The sequence below is a fragment of the Rhodococcus sp. P4_F5 genome, assembly GCF_056401315.1.
This window is the reverse complement of the sequence record NZ_JBFUJP010000003.1, coordinates 78,630-95,514: the sequence shown is the minus strand read 5'-3', so window position 1 is coordinate 95,514 and position 16,885 is coordinate 78,630. Positions and strand designations below refer to the sequence as shown.

Genomic DNA, 16,885 nt, shown 5'->3' with positions numbered 1-16,885 from the left:
CGACCCGAAGGACGATCACCGTGCCAGAGCAGCTCACCAAGGGCCAGAACGCGACCCTGACCGTCGACGACGTCGTTGTCTCACTCGCGCTCACCGCCGCCGCCGACCTGTCCGCGCTGCTGGTCACCGCGCAGGGCAAGGTCCGCTCGGACCAGGACTTCGTCTTCTTCAACCAGCCGACCGGTCCGGGCGTGCGCCTGCAGCCGGGTGTGCCCGGTCAGTCCGCCGAGCTCGCGGTCTCGCTCGGCGCGGTGCCGGCGGACGTCGAGCAGGTGCGCGCGGTGATCACCCTCGACGACCCCACCGGCAGCTTCGGCCGGTTCGCCGCCCCGACGGCGCGGGTCGCCGACACCGCGGGAAACATGCTGTACGAGTACCGGATCGACGGCCTGGACAGCGAGTCGATCGTCATTGCGCTCGAGCTGTACCGCCGCCAGGGTGGTTGGAAGGTGCGGGCGGTGGGCCAGGGCTACGCCGGGGGCTTCGCGGCGCTGGTCACCGACCACGGGGTGTCGGTCGACGACGAGCCGGCCCCCACCCCCGCTGCACCGCCGGCTCCCCCGGCGCCGCCCGCGGCACCTGCGGCACCTGCGGCACCCGCGGCACCCGCGCCACCTGCGGCACCTGCGGCACCTGCGGAGGTCAGCCTGACCAAGAGCAGGCCCGTCAGCCTGACCAAGGGCCAGAAGGTCACCCTGAAGAAGGACGGCGGTGTCGCACTCACCCAGATCCGGATGGGCCTGGGCTGGGATCCCGTCGTCACCCGCGGCCGGTTCGGCGCGCGCCAGGCGAACATCGACCTCGACGCCTCCGCGCTGCTGTTCGCCGGCACCGAGTTGGCCGAGGTCGTCTACTTCGGGAAGCTGAAGTCCACCGACAACTCGATCGTCCACTCCGGCGACAACCTCACCGGCGACGGTGACGGTGACGACGAGGTGATCGCGGTGGACCTGAGCGCCGTCTCCGCCCGGGTGACCACGATCGTCTTCGTCGTGACCTCGTTCCGGGGGCAGACGTTCGAGCAGGTCGACAACGCGTTCTGCCGGCTCGTCGACGCCACGATCCAGGCCGAGCTCGCGCGGTTCACGCTGAAGGGCGGCATGCCGTTCACCGCCATGGTGATGGCCAAGGTTTACCGGCAGGCAGGTGGCTGGAAACTGCAGGCCGTCGGGGAGGGTGTCGACGCGAAGACGCCGCAGAAGGCCGCCAAGCACCTCCACCCCTTCCTCGGCGACTGACCCTCGCCCTTCGGGGACCCGATTGACACGACTTCGCATCAGGTGCGAAAGTCTGCGGGTAATGCGATGGTGGACGGGAATCCGGTGCAAGTCCGGAGCGGTCGCGCCACTGTGATCGAGGCGTTCGTCAGCCTCGACAGCCAGACACCGTCATCATCGCCAGGATTTTTTAGGGACGCGAAATCCCAGGAGGAACCATGGCTTACGTTCACGCCCCCAGCAGGGCAACCGATTCCATCGGCATCGCGATGATCATCGCGGGCGTCGTACTGCTCGCGATGTTGACGCTGTACCTGGTCGGTTTCGACCAGGGCGCGGTCTCTCGCACCGGCATGTACATGCACGAGCTGATGCACGACGGTCGCCACCTGCTGGGCCTGCCGTGCCACTGACCGAGTCCTTCAAGAACCTCCTCATCCGCGGGCTGCTGGCCGGCCTCGTCGCCGGGCTGCTGGCCGGTGCCGTCGCGTTCGTGATCGGCGAGCCGCACGTCAACGCGGCCATCGCCATCGAGGAGTCGGCATCCGCGGCCGCCGAGGCCGAGCCGTCCGCGGCCGAGGCCCACGAACACGCCACTTCCGAGGCCCACGAGCACCCCGCCCCGGGCGCCGCGGCCACCGCGGCCGAGACCGACGCGGCCCACTCGCACGGCGAGGACGCGCTGGTCAGCCGGGACGGGCAGCGGGCGGGCCTGTTCCTGGCCACCGCGCTCGCCGGCCTCGCCCTCGGCGCCATCTACGCCTCGGTGACCTACTACGCGCGGCGCGCGAGCACGCTGTCCGCACCCGTGCTCGCGTTGGCGCTGGCCGGGCTGGGGTGGCTCGCGATCGAGGCCGTGCCGTTCTTCAAGTACCCGGCGAACCCGCCCGCGGTGGGCGACCCGGACACCATCGACAAGCGGACGCTGCTGTGGCTGGCATCGGTGGTCCTCGGGCTGCTGGCCGTCGCCGTCGCCGCGTACGCCGCCAGGATCGTGGCGGCCAACGACTTCCTGACGGTCCGGATCGCGGCCCCGCTGCTCGCGTTCCTGGTGGTCGTCGGCGTCGGCTACCTGGCGCTGCCCGACGTCGACGAGGTGGGCAGCGACTTCCCGGCCTCCCTGCTCTGGGAGTTCCGGATCTCCTCGCTCACAGTCCAGGCCACGCTGTGGCTGGCGCTCGGGCTGGGCTTCGCCTTCCTCACCGAACGCGCCGCCCGTACGCGCTCAGCGGTCGCCGTCGCCGGTCGCTGACCCCCACCGCGCAACGCAACACCGACCCGCAACACCGACCCGCAACACCGACCCGCAACACCGACCGAATGTCGCATTCGTTCAGCTGAGGTGAACGAATGCGACATTCGGTCAGGCGTAGGGGTGGCCGCTCAGACCGCGCAGGTGTCGTCGGTGCAGGCGCCACCGTCACCGTCGACTGTGACGATCGCGCCGGACTGGGCGAACGCCTGCTCGAGCAGTTGGGTGAACACCTCGACGGGCTGCGCCCCCGAGACACCGATCGCCCGGTTCACCGCGAAGAACGGCACGCCGTTGATCCCGAGCCGCTGGGCCTCCTCGGTCTCGGCCCGCACCTGATCGGCGGCGGTGTCGGTCTCCAGGGCCGCCCGGATCTCGTCGGCGTCCAGACCCACCTCGGCGGCGATGGCGACCAGTTCCTCGCGGTCGTCCACCACCCGGCCCTGTGTGAAGTGCGCCCGGAACAACGCCTCCATCACCTCGTCGGTGCGGTCGCCGGCCAGGTGGACCAGCCGGTGCGCGTCGAAGGTGTTGGCGGAAATCGCGATGTCGAAGTCCATCACCAGGCCGTCCTCGGCCGCGACGGCGGTGACGCGGGCCGCCAGCTGCTGCGCCTCGGCCGCGGACAGGCCCTTGCGCGCGGCGACCTCGTCGATGTTGCTGATCCGTGCGCCGACCGGGCGGTCGGGCAGGAGCTGGTACGAGCGCCACTGCACCCGGACCTGGTCACGGTGCTCGAACTTCTCGAGGGCGGCGGCAAAGCGGCGCTTGCCGATGTAGCACCACGGGCAGGCGATGTCGGACCACACCTCCACCACCACGGACGGCGCGACGGCGGGGGCGGTCTGCTGGTCACTGGTATCTGTGCTCACGAATTATTCTAAACATCCGCGACTCGACTTCTGTTCCGCCCCGCCGCCGGACGAGAGGCTCACTCCAGCGCGGCGTCCAGGGTGATCTCGACGCCGGTCAGGGCCTTGCTCACCGGGCAGGACTCCTTGGCGGCCTGGGCCACCTTTGCGAATCCGGCGGCGTCGAGCCCGTCGACCTCCCCGCGGACGACGAGCTTGATGCCCGTCAGCTTGAATCCGGGGTTGTCCGGCCCCAGGGTCACGGACGCGGTCACGTCCAGGCTCTGCGGGGTGCCTCCTGCCTCGCCGATCAGCGCGGAGAGCTGCATGGCGTAGCAGGACGAGTGTGCGGCGGCGATCAGTTCCTCGGGGCTGGTGGTGCCGCCGGCCTCCTCCGCGGCCCGCTTGGGGAACGACACCTCGAAGGTCCCTGTGCCGGAGCTGGTGAGCTCCACCTGGCCGGAACCGTCCTGCAGGGTGCCGTTCCACGCGGTGCGGGAGGTACGAGTGGGCATGGTGAGTCCTTCCGTCGAGGCTTACGGTTCGCGCAGGCATACCTGCAGGGACAGTCTGTCCCGGATCGTGGTGCCGGGCCACCGGAATGGGGCCGACGTTGTCGCGCGGCGAGCGCCGTCCGGTTCGGGTGTCGTTCCGCGTTCACCCGTCGTCGCCGACGGACACCTCCACGTTGTCGACCCGGTGGTAGTGCGCCAGCAGCTGCCGCTCCTCGTCGCGCTTGGGAAAGACGAAGAAGACCAAGGCCGCGCCGGCCAGCACGATCAGGACCGCCGCCACGTACGCCTTGGTGTCGCCGTCCAGGAAGGCCGTCCGCGCGGCGGCCAGGATCTGGTCCGCGTACTGCGGGTACCGCTCCGCGATGTCGGCCGCGCCCGAGAACGACTTCTCGAGCGTGGACTTCACCTGGTCACTGACCTCGTCGGACTGCGGCGAGGCGGCGACCGTCGCGGCGAACGAGGCGGTGTAACCGGCGGTGAGCAGCGCGCCGAGCACCGACTGCATGATCGCGCCACCGAGGTCGCGCTGCAGGTCTGCCGTTCCCGACGCCATTCCGGCGCGTCGAACCGGGACCGAGCCGGTGAGCGAGCGCGAGGCCGGGGTGCCCGCGAGGCCGACGCCCACGCCGAGGAGCATGTAGCCGAGCCCGATCTTCCAGTACTGCGCGTCCTCCTTCCACAGCAGCAGCGCGACCATCAGACCCGACACGATGGCCGCGTAACCGAGCAGCAGCGTGACGCGGCAGCCGTGCGCCTCGATCAACCGTGCGGACTGCGGCGCCACCAGCACCATGACCGCCGCGGCGGGCAGGGCGGCCGAACCGGCGGCGAGCGTCGAGTAGCCCAGCACGTTCTGCATGAACTGCTGTCCGATGTACATGACGCCCATCAGGGTGCCGAACACGACGATCCCCGCGACCGCGGCCACCCAGAAGATCCGCCGGCGCGCGACCTCGAGGTCGAAGAGCGGATTCGGGGCGCGCTGCTGCCTGACCACGAACACCACACCGGCGGCCGACGCGATCGCCAGCAGCCCGAGCGCGGTCGCCCGCATCCCGTCCACCGGCGCGAAGTTGATGCCGAGCACCAGCGCTGCCACCAGCACCACGGACACCATCCCGCCCAGGTGGTCGACGGCCGCGGTGGACTCGTTGACATGCGCGGGTACGTACCTCAGTGCCATGCCGAGGGCGACCACGGCGAGCGGGAGCGTCACGTAGAACACCGCGCCCCAGTCGTAGCGTTCGAGCAGCAGGCCCGACACCAGCGGGCCGAGCGCGGAGATGCCGCCGCCGATCGCCGACCACAGCGCGATGGCCCGGGTGCGCGCAGCGCCCGACCACAGAGCCGTGATCAGCGCGAGGGTGGTGGGAAAGGCGAGCCCCGCGGACAGTCCGCCGAGCAGCCGGGCGGCGAACAGCACCTCGAAGTTCGGTGCCGCGCCGGCGATCAGGCACGCCGGGATCGAGAGCACCGTGCCCAGCACCAGCAGTCGCTTGCGCCCGTAGCGGTCGCCGAGCGCGCCGAGGTACAGCACCGAGGCGGCCAGCCCGACCGAGTAGCCGACCGCGATCAGGTTCAGCTGCGTCTGGCTGGCGTCGAAGTCCCGGCCGATGTCCGGCAGGGCGACGTTCGCGACGGCCAGGTTCAGATTGGCAACCGCGGCAACGAGTATCAGCGACAGCAGCACGACACGGGCGCGCCCCGGCCGGTCGTCGAGGGGCGGCCGGCTGTCGACCGGGGTGGAGGACACGCCTATCAGTGGACACCAATTCGCTCCCCCACGCGCGCCCAAAGGCGAGATTCGCCTCCCGCGAGGGGTGTAGCCTCAGGTTTGTTGTGACACGTGATTGGGTCGCTGAATCACACGACGGCACACTCCACCGGCGCTCCGCGACGTGATCCCGACAGTCCGGGACCGCCGCCGAGAAGTATTGGCGCCGAAGGTATTGACGCCGAAAGCACTGGGCCGATCGGACCGGACCGCCGCCGCGAATACTGGCGCCGCCACCAACCGGCGCCGCTGGAGGAAGCATGACCACAGTCAACCTGCCGAGCCGCGCGGCGGAGTCCGCCGGCGCCCTTCTCGTAGTCGTGGGCGTCGCCGCGCTCGCGCTACTCACCCTGTACCTGGTCGGCTTCGACCAGGGCGCGATTTCCCGCTCGGGCATGTACCTGCACGAGCTCATGCACGACGGCCGTCACCTGCTAGGCCTGCCGTGCCACTGACGCCGTAGCGCGGCGACACCAGCCGGCGGGCCAGGTCGTCCGATCCAGAACTCGCTGGTGGGCAACAGCTCTCACGAGCAAACGGAGACCTCGATGAGTTCACCGACAGATTTCGACAGCCTGCACGACCGGGTCGCGGGCATCGCACCCGTCAGCCGCCAACGGCTCGACTCACCCTACGAGATATCGAACGACCTGTACGCGGCGCTGCGGCACGTCCTCCACGACGTCGGCGGCCAGCCCGACATCCCCACCCCGTACCTGGAGAAGTCCGAGGAGGCGTGGGAGATGAACACCTACGTCACCTGCGAATGCCTCGGGTGGCGGGGCGTGTGGAACTCCGAGGAGCGCAGGCGGGCCGAGAACGACCTCGGCGCCACCCTGTACTTCGGGTTGCCGTACTACGCCCGCTGGGCCACCGTCGCCGCGAAGACACTGGTCGACAAGGGCCTGATCACCCCCGACGAGCTGTCCGCGAAGCTCGACGAGGTACGGGCCCGGACGGAGGCGCCGAAATGACGAAGTACCAGATCGGTGACCGGGTCACCGTGCGCGAGGCGACCTCGCTGTTCCACACCCGAACCCAGGCGTTCACCCGAGGACACACCGGCGTGGTGGTCGAGCACCGCCCCGAGTGGGTGATCCCGGAGGACGAGGCGTGGGGCCGCGAGGACGGCAGGACCGAACCGTTCTACGTGGTCCGGTTCCTGCAGCGCGACCTGTGGCCGCAGTACTCCGGATTCGACGTCGACACCCTCGAGACCGAGTGCTCGGAGCGGTGGCTGGCCCCGGCAGAGGAGGAGACGAAGTGAGTCAGACGGGTGGGGACCACACACACGACGCGCACGCGCCGATCCAGGATTCCGACGAGGTCAGCGAGTTCGAGATTCTCGAGACCGCGATCCGGGAACTGGCCATCGAGAAGGGACTGTTCTCGGCCGAGGACCACCGCAGGTTCTCCGAGTGGGCATCGCAGGTCGGGCCGGCAGGCGGGTCCCGGCTGGTGGCCAAGGCCTGGACGGACCCCGAGTTCAAGGCGCGGTTGCTCGCCGACGGCACCGAGACCTGCAAGGAGGTCGGCATCGACTGGCGCGACCCCACCGGGTCGGGGACCCCGAGCGACTACACCTACTTCTACGTCCTGGAGAACACCCCGAAGGTGCACAACGTGATCGTCTGCACGCTCTGCTCCTGCTACCCACGGCCGGTCCTCGGGATGTCGCCGGACTGGTACCGCACGCCCAACTACCGCCGGAGGCTGGTCCGCTGGCCACGCGAGGTGCTCGCCGAGTTCGGCCTGCACATGCCGCCGGACGTCGAGGTGCGGGTGCACGACTCCAACCAGAAGTCCCGCTTCATGGTCATGCCGATGCGCCCGGCCGGCACCGAGGGGTGGAGCGAGGAGCAACTGGCGGCGATCGTCACCCGCGACACGATGATCGGGGTGGCGCTGCCGCAGGTGGGCTGGACCGCCACCGCGCCACCGTCGGCGCCGCAGCCGGTGGGAGGCGGACGATGAGCGCGCACGGCGACGACGCGGCGGGCCTGCACAACCAGGGTTACGACGTGCTGCTGGCAACGCTCCCCGCGGGGGCGCGACGCGAGCGGGCACTGCCCGAACTGGACGGCAAGCGCGCGCCGTGGGAATCGAGCATGCAGGCGACCTGCGAGTGCCTGTCGTGGCACGGGTCGCTCGACAACCTCGAGCGGCGCGAGGCCGAGGACGAACTGGGCGAGACCATCTACCACCGCTTCCCGGTCCGGGCCCGGTCCGCACTGGTCACCGCGCATGCGCTGCTGGACCGCGGCGTCATCACCCCGGAGGAACTCGAGGTCCGGATGCGAGCGGTTCGCGAGCGCTTCGAGCGCGAATGACATCACCGGCGAGGATCGCCGCCGCTCAGCCGACCTGATACGTGCCCAGGCCCTTGGCCACCAGCGCGCCGCCGGCCGTGGTCACAATGTCGATGCACCCGGCGAGCGCGCCGCCGTGGACCATCTCGCGGACATGACCCACAACCCTTAATCAGAGTTTGACTACGTTTTCGGAATTGCACTACGGTTTCTGTCATGAGCCTGGACCCGCCGGCCGACCGCAGGCGCCACCGCACGCACACGGCGGTCCTGGATGCCGCGGATCTGCTGTTCGCCCGGAACGGCTACCGCGCCACGAGCGTGGATGCCCTCGCGAACGAGGCAGATGTCGCGCTCAGCTCCATCTACGCGAACTTCCCCGGCGGCAAGGCCGACGTGTACGCCGCGCTCGCCTGTCGCACGGCGACCGAGCACGCGCAGGGCATGAGCAAGGCACTGACCGGCGCCACCGCCGACGACCCCCTCCTGGTGGCCTTCGACGCATACGTCGCGTTCCACCGCGCCCGACCACTGGCCTTCCGGATCCTCGGCCTGACGGACGTCGACGACCGGGATTCCGAGGTCGTGGCGCAGGCCCGAACGCGCATCAGCGCGACGCTGATCGGGATCACCCGCGAGCTGGTGGCGGCGATCGGTTCGACCCTCCCCGGCACCGAGGAGGTCGTGCTGCTGGCGTGGGCGACCGTCAACGGTGTGCTCAGCCTCGAGCATCGCCGCACGATCTCCCGCGGCAGCGCGGATTCACTCATCGAGATGGCCCGAGCGGACGGCGCCCGCAGGCTGAAGGAGCTGACACATGCTCAGGGGTGAACTGAGCCGGGCCGACCGGCTCCGGGTCATGCTGCAGGCGGCAGCCATCCAGACCCGTGCGCTGCCAAGCCAATTGTCGGCGGTGCCGAATTCCAGCCCGGCGACCCCGTCGCTGGTCCCCCCGCCCGATTCCGCCCTGGCCAGGGACGCACTCGAGCACGCTCGCGAGGTGCTCACTCCCGGCATCCTCGCCCACAGCCTGCGATGTTGGCAGTGGGCCATGCGATTTCGCGCGCTGGACGGCAACGAACCCGACCCCGAGGCACTCTTCGTCGCGTGCGTCCTGCACGACACGGCACACTGGGCACGCCTGCCGACGCGCACGTCGGCTGCTTCGCGCTGCTGGGGGCCGAGGAGGCCAGGCGGTTCGTCACGGACCGGGGCGCCCCTTCCGCTGCGGCGGAGACGGTGGCCACCGCAATCGCGCGCCACATGGACCCGCGCACACCCACCAGGCACGGAGCCGAGGCCGCCCTGCTGCACGACGCCGCTCACCTCGACGTCGCGGGGTACCGGATTCGGGACATGCCGCCGGACTTTCTTCGCGCCGTCGTCGCGGCGCTCCCCCACGACGGGCTGGGCGCGGAGTTCGCCGAGCTCGCGCGGCACGAGAGCCGGGTCAGGCCCCGATCGACGGTCGCCGTGCTGTGGCGCAGCGGGATGCGGATTCCCCTGCGCCTCAACCCTCTTGACCGGCTCGGAGATCACTGACCGCGGCGACGACGGCATAGCGTGCGCCCGTCAGGAGGCGGAACTGTTCGGGCCGGACCGGACTCGGCACGCCGCCCACGTCGCGGTGATGACGGTTCGACCGGCCCCCAAACATGAGCAGCGGGTCAACCCGCCTCCGGAGCCGGACGGGCAGGCCTGTGCCGTTCGGCCATGCCCGACGCCCGGAGCCTGATCCCTTCGCGCAGACTCTCGGGCCCGAGTAGTTCGGCATCGTCGCCGAGCATCCACAGCACACCCCCGGCGTGCGCTGCGTCGCCGAACTCGACATCGGCGGTGATCCAACCGTCCGCCCGAGTCTCCGACGCAGTGGAGAGCACCGAGCCGAGGAGGTCCTCCCGCCGCCCGGCCCGCACCCGAACGGTGGCCGTAACGGACTCGTGCAGCGCACGGAACTCGGACCGCCGCCGGTCCCAGATCCCGGCCAGGTCGACAACGGGGTCGCGCCGCGCCTGCTCGTCGAGCTCGCGGGCATCCTGGATGCGGGAGAGCCGGTACGTGCGCTCCGAACCGCGGTGCGTCGCCACCAGGTACCACCGGCCGCCGGCGTTGACCAGGCCGATCGGATCAACTGTGCGCCAGCGTGATTCGCTGCCGCGGGCCGTGTACCGGAGACGAAGCCGGCGTCCCGTGAACACCACCTGCTGGATCAGGCCGAGATGCTCCTCGTGTGACGGATCGGTGAGCCAACCGCCCTGCCGCACGAGCACCCGTTCCGCGACTCGCGTGGCGGCCGTGCGGTGCGTGTCGGGCATGGCGGCCAACACCTTCCGCATAGCGGACGCGAATGCGGGCGCCATTCCCAGCGCCGCAGGGGTGGCAGCGGCGCCGGCCGCGAGCAGCGCCTTCGCCTCCTCCACCGTCAGACCGGTGAGATCGGTGGTGAACCCCGGCAGCAGGGCGAACCCGCCGTCGCGGCCGCGTTCCGCGTAGACGGGGATCCCGGCCGCCGACAAGGCCTCGACGTCACGCAGCACGGTGCGAGTGGACACCTCCAACTCCCGGGCGAGGGCTGTTGAGGACATCCGTCCCCGGTTCCGCAACAGCAATACGAGTGAGAGCAGGCGGTCGGCACGCATTGCCCCATTCTCTCAGGAATACATGACAGGAGATGTCGTGATTAGGGACGAGAGTGGGCACGGTCCGCACACGCGCACTCGATCGAAAGGCCCCTGATGACCGACATCACCGACCCCCGCCCCCTGTACCGCGAAGCCCTGGCCTGGGTGACCGCGTTGATGGCCGAGGTGCGGCCGGACCAGCTGACGGATCCGACGCCCTGCGACGAGTTCGACGTCGCGACCCTGATGGGCCACCTGGTTGCCACCGTCGACCGGGCACGCGTCATCGGCGAGGGCGGTGACCCGGCCACCGTGCCGCTGGTCGCGACCGCCGCCGTCGACGACGAATGGTCCGCCGCGTACCGGATCGCCGGCGAGACGATGTGGGTGGTCTGGGGCGACGACGCGCTGCTCGACGCCACCGTCACCGCGCCCTGGGGCCGCGTACCCGGGCGCGCCGCGATCTGGGGATACCTGAACGAGACGCTGGTCCACGGCTGGGATCTGGCCACCGCGACCGGGCAGCCCGCCGAGACCGACTCCGCCCTCGCCGAATCGGCCCTCGCGGTGGCCCGCCGCGCGATCCCCGAGAGCCCCCGCGGCGGGCAGGTGCCCTTCGGCGCGGTCGTCGAGTCGGCCGAGGGAGCCGGACCGACGGAACGCCTTGCCAATTGGTCCGGCCGAACCAGCATCGGCCGGACGGTGATGTCCGCCTGAGACACGGCCCGACACACGACAACGCCCCGCGAGCAAGAGCTCGCGGGGCGTTGTCCTGTGTCAACCTACTCGGTGGGACCGGTCTCGGTCGGCGCGTCGCCGGCCTTCGCCATGTCCACCGGCAGCGAGTCCGGAACCGCGACCGGCTTCGGGCTTCCGGTGAACGTGAACTTCGCGTCCTCGCCGGCACCCTCGCCGTCCCAGTTCTCGACGTCGACGAGCACGATCTGGCCGGGGCCCAGCTCGTTGAAGAGGATCTTCTCCGAGAGCTGGTCCTCGATCTCGCGCTGGATGGTGCGACGCAGCGGTCGCGCACCCAGGACCGGATCGAAGCCGCGCTTGGCGAGCAGCGACTTGGCCTGCTCGGTCAGCTCGATCTCCATGTCCTTGTTCTTCAGCTGCTTCTCGACGCGGCCGATCATCAGGTCCACCATCTGGATGATCTGATCCTTGGTCAGCTGGTGGAAGACGATGATGTCGTCGATGCGGTTGAGGAACTCGGGCCGGAAGTGCTTCTTGAGCTCGTCGTGAACCTTGAGCTTCATCCGCTCGTAGTTCGACTCGTTGCCCGTTCCCGAGGTGAAGCCCAGTCCGACTGCCTTCGAGATGTCGGAGGTGCCCAGGTTCGAGGTGAAGATCAGCACGGTGTTCTTGAAGTCGACCGTGCGACCCTGACCGTCGGTGAGACGGCCGTCCTCGAGCACCTGCAGGAGGGTGTTGTAGATCTCCTGGTGTGCCTTCTCGATCTCGTCGAACAGCACCACACTGAACGGCTTGCGACGGACCTTCTCCGTCAGCTGGCCGCCCTCTTCGTAGCCCACGTAGCCGGGAGGCGCACCGAACAGCCGCGACGCGGTGAAGCGGTCGTGGAACTCGCCCATGTCGATCTGGATGAGCGCGTCGTCGTCGCCGAACAGGAAGTTCGCGAGCGTCTTCGCCAGCTCGGTCTTACCGACGCCGGACGGGCCGGCGAAGATGAACGAACCGGAGGGACGCTTCGGGTCCTTCAGGCCGGCGCGGGTGCGGCGGATCGCCTTGGAGACCGCCTTGACAGCGTCCTCCTGGCCGATGATCCGCTTGTGCAGCTCGTCCTCCATGCGGAGCAGACGGGTGGTCTCCTCCTCCGTGAGCTTGAAGACCGGGATGCCGGTCCAGTTGCCCAGGACCTCGGCGATCTGCTCGTCGTCGACCTCGGCGATGACGTCCAGGTCACCGGAGCGCCACTGCTTCTCCCGCTCGGCCCGCTGCGCGACGAGGGTCTTCTCCTTGTCCCGCAGGTTCGCGGCCTTCTCGAAGTCCTGCGCGTCGATCGCGGACTCCTTCTCCCGACGCGCGTCGGCGATCTTGTCGTCGAACTCGCGCAGGTCCGGCGGCGCGGTCATCCGGCGGATGCGCATCCGGGCGCCCGCCTCGTCGATCAGGTCGATCGCCTTGTCCGGCAGGAACCGGTCGTTGATGTACCGGTCGGCCAGCGTGGCCGCGGCAACCAACGCGCCATCGGTGATCGAGACGCGGTGATGCGCCTCGTAGCGGTCGCGCAGACCCTTGAGGATCTCGATGGTGTGCTCGACTGTCGGCTCGCCGACCTGCACCGGCTGGAAACGGCGCTCGAGGGCGGCGTCCTTCTCGATGTACTTGCGGTACTCGTCGAGGGTGGTCGCACCGATGGTCTGCAGCTCGCCACGGGCCAGCTTCGGCTTGAGGATCGAGGCCGCGTCGATGGCGCCCTCGGCCGCGCCCGCACCGACCAGCGTGTGCAGCTCGTCGATGAACAGGATGATGTCGCCGCGGGTGTTGATCTCCTTGAGCACCTTCTTCAGGCGCTCCTCGAAGTCACCGCGGTAGCGGCTGCCCGCGACCAGGGAACCCAGGTCGAGGGTGTAGAGCTGCTTGTCCTTGAGCGTCTCGGGGACCTCGCCGTTGACGATCGCCTGCGCGAGGCCCTCGGCGACGGCGGTCTTGCCGACGCCGGGCTCGCCGATGAGCACCGGGTTGTTCTTGGTGCGGCGGCTGAGCACCTGCATGACCCGCTCGATTTCTTTCGAACGGCCGATGACCGGGTCGAGCTTGCCCTCGAGCGCGGCCTGGGTCAGGTTGCGGCCGAACTGGTCGAGCACCAACGAGGTGGACGGGGTACCCGCCTCACCGCGGCTGGTGCCGGCCTCGGACGGCTCCTTGCCCTGGTAGCCGGACAGCAGCTGGATGACCTGCTGGCGGACCCGGTTCAGGTCGGCGCCGAGCTTCACGAGGACCTGGGCGGCGACGCCCTCGCCCTCGCGGATCAGGCCGAGCAGGATGTGCTCGGTGCCGATGTAGTTGTGGCCGAGCTGCAGCGCCTCGCGCAGGCTCAGCTCCAGCACCTTCTTGGCGCGCGGGGTGAAGGGGATGTGACCGGACGGGGCCTGCTGGCCCTGACCGATGATCTCTTCCACCTGGCTGCGCACGCCCTCGAGGGAGATGCCCAACGACTCGAGCGACTTCGCCGCCACGCCCTCGCCCTCGTGGATGAGGCCGAGCAGGATGTGCTCGGTGCCGATGTAGTTGTGGTTGAGCATCCGGGCCTCTTCTTGGGCCAGGACAACAACGCGCCGCGCGCGGTCGGTGAACCTCTCGAACATCGCTCTCCCTCACGTTCCTTATGGGTAGATCCCTCAGCGGGATCCACGAGCCGCACCCCTACTCTAATGGCCCAGTGGCACGGCCTGCGCAGCTCCGTCCCATCACTGACGGGTCTGCAAGCATGCTTACCGGTCTCAACGTCGCAGCCAGGCGATTCGTTTCCCTAGGACGCTACGCCCGCAGCGAACAACGTGGCGACTCCCTCGGATCGGCCACGGAGATCACCCGACGAGCGGCAGTACCGCCTCGCACGGCACCGGTCGCGGGTTCGCCGGGTCGAGCGCGTTGAGCACCAACGTGGCGGCGACCGGCTCACCGGCGATCGACAGGTGTTCGCCGAAGTCCTGAGCGCGGTGGTCCTGAACGACGATGTTCGTCGTGTTCGGCCCCTCCTCGTACCCGCTCATGTGCGGCATGACCAGCTGGTCGTATCTGGTGATGATGTTGGTGTAGGTGATGCCGGAGTAGGTGGGCATCAGCGCACCCTGGGAATGGCCGACCAGGTTCACCTTCTTCGCCCCCGTGGACGCCGGCACCCGGTCCACGAAGTCCGCGAGCTGCTGCGCGCTCTCGTCCATCGGCCGGAATGCACCGAGTGCACTCAACGGCCAGGGCAGGTCGTCGTACGCGCCGTAGGTCAGTGCGTAAACGCAGTACCCCTCGTTCGCGAGCAATGGCGCACAAGTGGCGCAGTTGGTCTGCTTGTTGCCGCCGGCGCCGTGCACCAGCACCACCGGTTCGGGGTGCGCGGCGGAGTGCCGGCACCGACCAGTCATTGGATCCGGGAGCGGAGCCGCCGGGATTACCGAGTTCGAGCGGGACACCCGCCAAGAACCGGTACGGCACCGGCAATGCCGCCRCACCCGCAGTTCCTGTGCCGAGTAATAAAACTGTCGCGGAAATCCATGTCGTGATCACAGTTACCCGGCGCACTGTGCCCCCGGTTCCTCGTCGTTTCGCCGCCCGCGAGGCTAACAGCCGATAAACCTCGGGACGGGCGAAACGACGGGTGAAATCCGGTGGGGCGTCAGTTTGCTTTGTTGTATGCGTCGATGATTTCCGCCGAGATGCGTCCGCGTGCGGACACCGGGCGTCCATTGCGCCGAGCCCAGTCGCGGATCGCAGCGCTCTGCTCCCGGTCGACGGCCACTCGGGACTTTCCGGCAGGCGCCGAAGACTTCACGCGACGACGCCCGGTCGACTTGCGCGCATGGGAAACCCAGACATCGAACTGCTCGCGCAACTTCGACGCATTCTCCGACGACAGGTCGATCTCGTACATGACGCCGTCGAGCGCGAACTCGACTGTTTCATCGGCGGCCGCTTCCTGATCAACATCGTCGATCAGAGTGACGGTGACCTTCTTCGCCATGGGTCGAGTTCCCTTCCATTAAATGTGCTATTCCTCGCCGCGATCGCGACTTTCGCCGAGTGTACTCCTGTTTCGGCCGCGTTCATGACCGAGAAATAACCGGGGAATGGCAATTAAAGGGATCAGCGCGAGGTCGGCCGGACAATTGGGAACAAGATTGTTTCCCTGATTCCCAGCCCGGTGAGCGCCATGAGCAGGCGGTCGATACCCATTCCGGTTCCGGTGGTCGGCGGCATGCCCTGCTCCATTGCGGCCAGGAACTCCTCGTCGAGGGCCATCGCCTCGTCGTCGCCCTCCGACGCCAGCCGCGCCTGGTCGACGAAACGCTCCCRCTGGATGACCGGGTCCACCAGCTCCGAGTAGCCGGTGGCGAGCTCGAAGCCACGGATGTACAGGTCCCACTTCTCCGTCACGCCGGGCTCGCTGCGGTGCTGGCGGGTCAGCGGCGAGGTCTCGACCGGGAAGTTCCGAACGAAGGTGGGCTCGTGCAGCTGATCGCCGCACTGGTGCTCCCACAGCTCCTCGACGAGCTTGCCGTGGCCGTAGCCCTTGTCCTTGGGCACCTCGAGACCGACCTTCGCGGCCAGCGCGAGCAGCTCGTCGACGGTGGTCGCCGGGGTGACCTCGACGCCGATCGCGGCGGACAGCGACGGGTACATCTCCATCGTCTTCCACTCGCCGCTGAGGTCGTACTCCTCGCCGTTGTGGAGGGTGACCACCTGGGTGCCGAAGGCCGCCTGCGCGACCTCCTGGATCAGTTCCCGGGTCATCTTCGCCGAGTCGTCGTAGGTGCCGTACGCCTCGTAGGTCTCGAGCATGGCGAACTCCGGCGAGTGCGTCGAGTCGATGCCCTCGTTGCGGAAGTTCCGGTTGATCTCGAACACCTTCTCGATGCCACCGACGACGCAGCGCTTGAGGAACAGCTCCGGCGCGATCCGCAGGTACAGGTCGATGTCGAGTGCGTTCGAATGCGTGACGAACGGCCGGGCCGCGGCGCCGCCTGCCACCGTCTGCAGCATCGGGGTCTCGACCTCGAGGAAGCCGCGACGCTCGAGCGCATTGCGCAGCTCGCGGACCACGGCGACCCGCTTGCGCGCCATGCCGCGGGCCTCGGGACGCACGATCAGGTCCGCGTAGCGCTGGCGGACCCGGGACTCCTCGTTCATCTCCTTGTGGGCGACCGGCAGCGGGCGCAGCGACTTCGACGCGATCTGCCAGACGTCGGCCATCACGCTGAGCTCACCGCGGCGCGAACTGATGACCTCGCCGTGCACGAACACGAAGTCACCGAGGTCCACGTCGGACTTCCACGCGGCGAGCGCGTCCTCGCCGACGCCGGCCAGGCTGATCATGGCCTGCAGCTGGGTGCCGTCGCCCTCCTGCAGGGTGGCGAAGCAGAGCTTGCCGGTGTTGCGGAGGAAGATCACGCGGCCGACCACGCCGACCTCGACGCCGGTGGCGGTGTCCGGCTCGAGGTCGGGGTGCTGCGCGCGGACCTCGGCAAGGCTGTGCGTGCGCGGAACCGAGACGGGGTAGGCCTGCTGCCCCTGCGCGAGGATCCGGTCCCGCTTCTCGCGGCGGATCCGCAGCTGCTCGGGGGTGTCGTCGGCGGGCTCGGTCATAACATCACTCACGGAT

The 16,885-nt window shown here is 69.1% G+C and carries 18 protein-coding genes, 1 pseudogene and 1 riboswitch; of the genes and pseudogenes, 11 read left to right on the top strand and 8 right to left on the bottom strand.

Going from position 1 to position 16,885, the window contains the following annotated elements:
- Positions 1-20 precede the first annotated feature (20 nt).
- The 3 genes from AC1DU4_RS03270 to AC1DU4_RS03260 all read left to right on the top strand — a co-directional run bounded on the left by AC1DU4_RS03270 (position 21) and on the right by AC1DU4_RS03260 (position 2,469).
- Complete coding sequence (locus tag AC1DU4_RS03270; RefSeq protein ID WP_477837655.1) at positions 21-1,238, top strand: TerD family protein; 1,218 nt, start codon at positions 21-23, stop codon at positions 1,236-1,238.
- A 44-nt stretch (positions 1,239-1,282) separates the two neighbouring features.
- Positions 1,283-1,408: riboswitch (cobalamin riboswitch) on the top strand.
- Between the two features lie 27 nt (positions 1,409-1,435).
- Positions 1,436-1,630, top strand: a complete 195-nt coding sequence (locus AC1DU4_RS03265) for a CbtB domain-containing protein (protein ID WP_477837654.1) — start codon at positions 1,436-1,438, stop codon at positions 1,628-1,630.
- A complete protein-coding gene (locus AC1DU4_RS03260; RefSeq protein ID WP_477837653.1) occupies positions 1,621-2,469 on the top strand; it encodes a CbtA family protein in 849 nt (282 codons plus the stop codon). The genes AC1DU4_RS03265 and AC1DU4_RS03260 overlap by 10 nt, the downstream gene beginning before the upstream one ends.
- A gap of 131 nt (positions 2,470-2,600) precedes the next feature.
- Here AC1DU4_RS03260 and AC1DU4_RS03255 read toward each other — a convergent pair whose 3' ends face one another.
- The 3 genes from AC1DU4_RS03255 to AC1DU4_RS03245 all read right to left on the bottom strand — a co-directional run bounded on the left by AC1DU4_RS03255 (position 2,601) and on the right by AC1DU4_RS03245 (position 5,588).
- Entirely contained in the window at positions 2,601-3,341 is a 741-nt protein-coding gene (locus AC1DU4_RS03255; RefSeq protein WP_477837652.1) for a DsbA family oxidoreductase, read from the bottom strand.
- Between the two features lie 59 nt (positions 3,342-3,400).
- Positions 3,401-3,835 carry an OsmC family protein gene (locus tag AC1DU4_RS03250; RefSeq protein ID WP_072845512.1) on the bottom strand — a complete coding sequence of 145 codons (435 nt, stop codon included), beginning with the start codon at positions 3,833-3,835 and terminating at the stop codon, positions 3,401-3,403.
- A 142-nt stretch (positions 3,836-3,977) separates the two neighbouring features.
- On the bottom strand, positions 3,978-5,588 hold the full coding sequence (locus AC1DU4_RS03245) for an MFS transporter (protein ID WP_477837651.1): 1,611 nt from the start codon (positions 5,586-5,588) through the stop codon (positions 3,978-3,980).
- Between the two features lie 281 nt (positions 5,589-5,869).
- On the opposite strand from AC1DU4_RS03245, the gene AC1DU4_RS03240 reads away from it, so the two are divergent.
- The 7 genes from AC1DU4_RS03240 to AC1DU4_RS03210 all read left to right on the top strand — a co-directional run bounded on the left by AC1DU4_RS03240 (position 5,870) and on the right by AC1DU4_RS03210 (position 9,460).
- Complete coding sequence (locus AC1DU4_RS03240) at positions 5,870-6,064, top strand: CbtB domain-containing protein (RefSeq protein WP_477837650.1); 195 nt, start codon at positions 5,870-5,872, stop codon at positions 6,062-6,064.
- A gap of 93 nt (positions 6,065-6,157) precedes the next feature.
- A complete protein-coding gene (locus AC1DU4_RS03235) occupies positions 6,158-6,583 on the top strand; it encodes a hypothetical protein (protein ID WP_477837649.1) in 426 nt (141 codons plus the stop codon).
- Positions 6,580-6,876, top strand: a complete 297-nt coding sequence (locus AC1DU4_RS03230; protein ID WP_477837648.1) for an SH3-like domain-containing protein — start codon at positions 6,580-6,582, stop codon at positions 6,874-6,876. Before AC1DU4_RS03235 ends, AC1DU4_RS03230 begins: the two co-directional genes overlap by 4 nt.
- The gene (gene scnC, locus AC1DU4_RS03225) at positions 6,873-7,583 is read left to right on the top strand and encodes a thiocyanate hydrolase subunit gamma (RefSeq protein WP_477837647.1); all 711 of its coding nucleotides are present in this window, start codon (positions 6,873-6,875) and stop codon (positions 7,581-7,583) included. Before AC1DU4_RS03230 ends, scnC begins: the two co-directional genes overlap by 4 nt.
- The gene (locus AC1DU4_RS03220) at positions 7,580-7,939 is read left to right on the top strand and encodes a ScnB (protein WP_477837646.1); all 360 of its coding nucleotides are present in this window, start codon (positions 7,580-7,582) and stop codon (positions 7,937-7,939) included. Before scnC ends, AC1DU4_RS03220 begins: the two co-directional genes overlap by 4 nt.
- A 195-nt stretch (positions 7,940-8,134) precedes the next feature.
- On the top strand, positions 8,135-8,749 hold the full coding sequence (locus tag AC1DU4_RS03215; RefSeq protein ID WP_477837645.1) for a TetR/AcrR family transcriptional regulator: 615 nt from the start codon (positions 8,135-8,137) through the stop codon (positions 8,747-8,749).
- A gap of 276 nt (positions 8,750-9,025) precedes the next feature.
- The gene (locus AC1DU4_RS03210; protein WP_477837644.1) at positions 9,026-9,460 is read left to right on the top strand and encodes an HD domain-containing protein; all 435 of its coding nucleotides are present in this window, start codon (positions 9,026-9,028) and stop codon (positions 9,458-9,460) included.
- Between the two features lie 125 nt (positions 9,461-9,585).
- Here the strand turns inward: AC1DU4_RS03210 and AC1DU4_RS03205 are convergent, their stop codons facing one another.
- A complete protein-coding gene (locus tag AC1DU4_RS03205; RefSeq protein WP_477837643.1) occupies positions 9,586-10,557 on the bottom strand; it encodes a helix-turn-helix transcriptional regulator in 972 nt (323 codons plus the stop codon).
- A 96-nt stretch (positions 10,558-10,653) separates the two neighbouring features.
- Here AC1DU4_RS03205 and AC1DU4_RS03200 point away from each other — a divergent pair, with 96 nt between their 5' ends.
- Positions 10,654-11,256, top strand: a complete 603-nt coding sequence (locus AC1DU4_RS03200) for a TIGR03086 family metal-binding protein (protein WP_477837642.1) — start codon at positions 10,654-10,656, stop codon at positions 11,254-11,256.
- Positions 11,257-11,321: 65 nt separating this feature from the next.
- Here the strand turns inward: AC1DU4_RS03200 and AC1DU4_RS03195 are convergent, their stop codons facing one another.
- From AC1DU4_RS03195 to lysS, 4 genes and pseudogenes are all read right to left on the bottom strand, one after another.
- Entirely contained in the window at positions 11,322-13,874 is a 2,553-nt protein-coding gene (locus AC1DU4_RS03195; protein ID WP_477837641.1) for an ATP-dependent Clp protease ATP-binding subunit, read from the bottom strand.
- A gap of 222 nt (positions 13,875-14,096) precedes the next feature.
- Positions 14,097-14,808, bottom strand: a pseudogene (locus AC1DU4_RS03190) (esterase/lipase family protein).
- Between the two features lie 94 nt (positions 14,809-14,902).
- Entirely contained in the window at positions 14,903-15,247 is a 345-nt protein-coding gene (locus AC1DU4_RS03185; protein WP_072845504.1) for a histone-like nucleoid-structuring protein Lsr2, read from the bottom strand.
- 122 nt (positions 15,248-15,369) lie between these two features.
- Complete coding sequence (lysS, locus tag AC1DU4_RS03180) at positions 15,370-16,869, bottom strand: lysine--tRNA ligase (RefSeq protein WP_477837715.1); 1,500 nt, start codon at positions 16,867-16,869, stop codon at positions 15,370-15,372.
- Between the last annotated feature and the right edge of the window lie 16 nt (positions 16,870-16,885).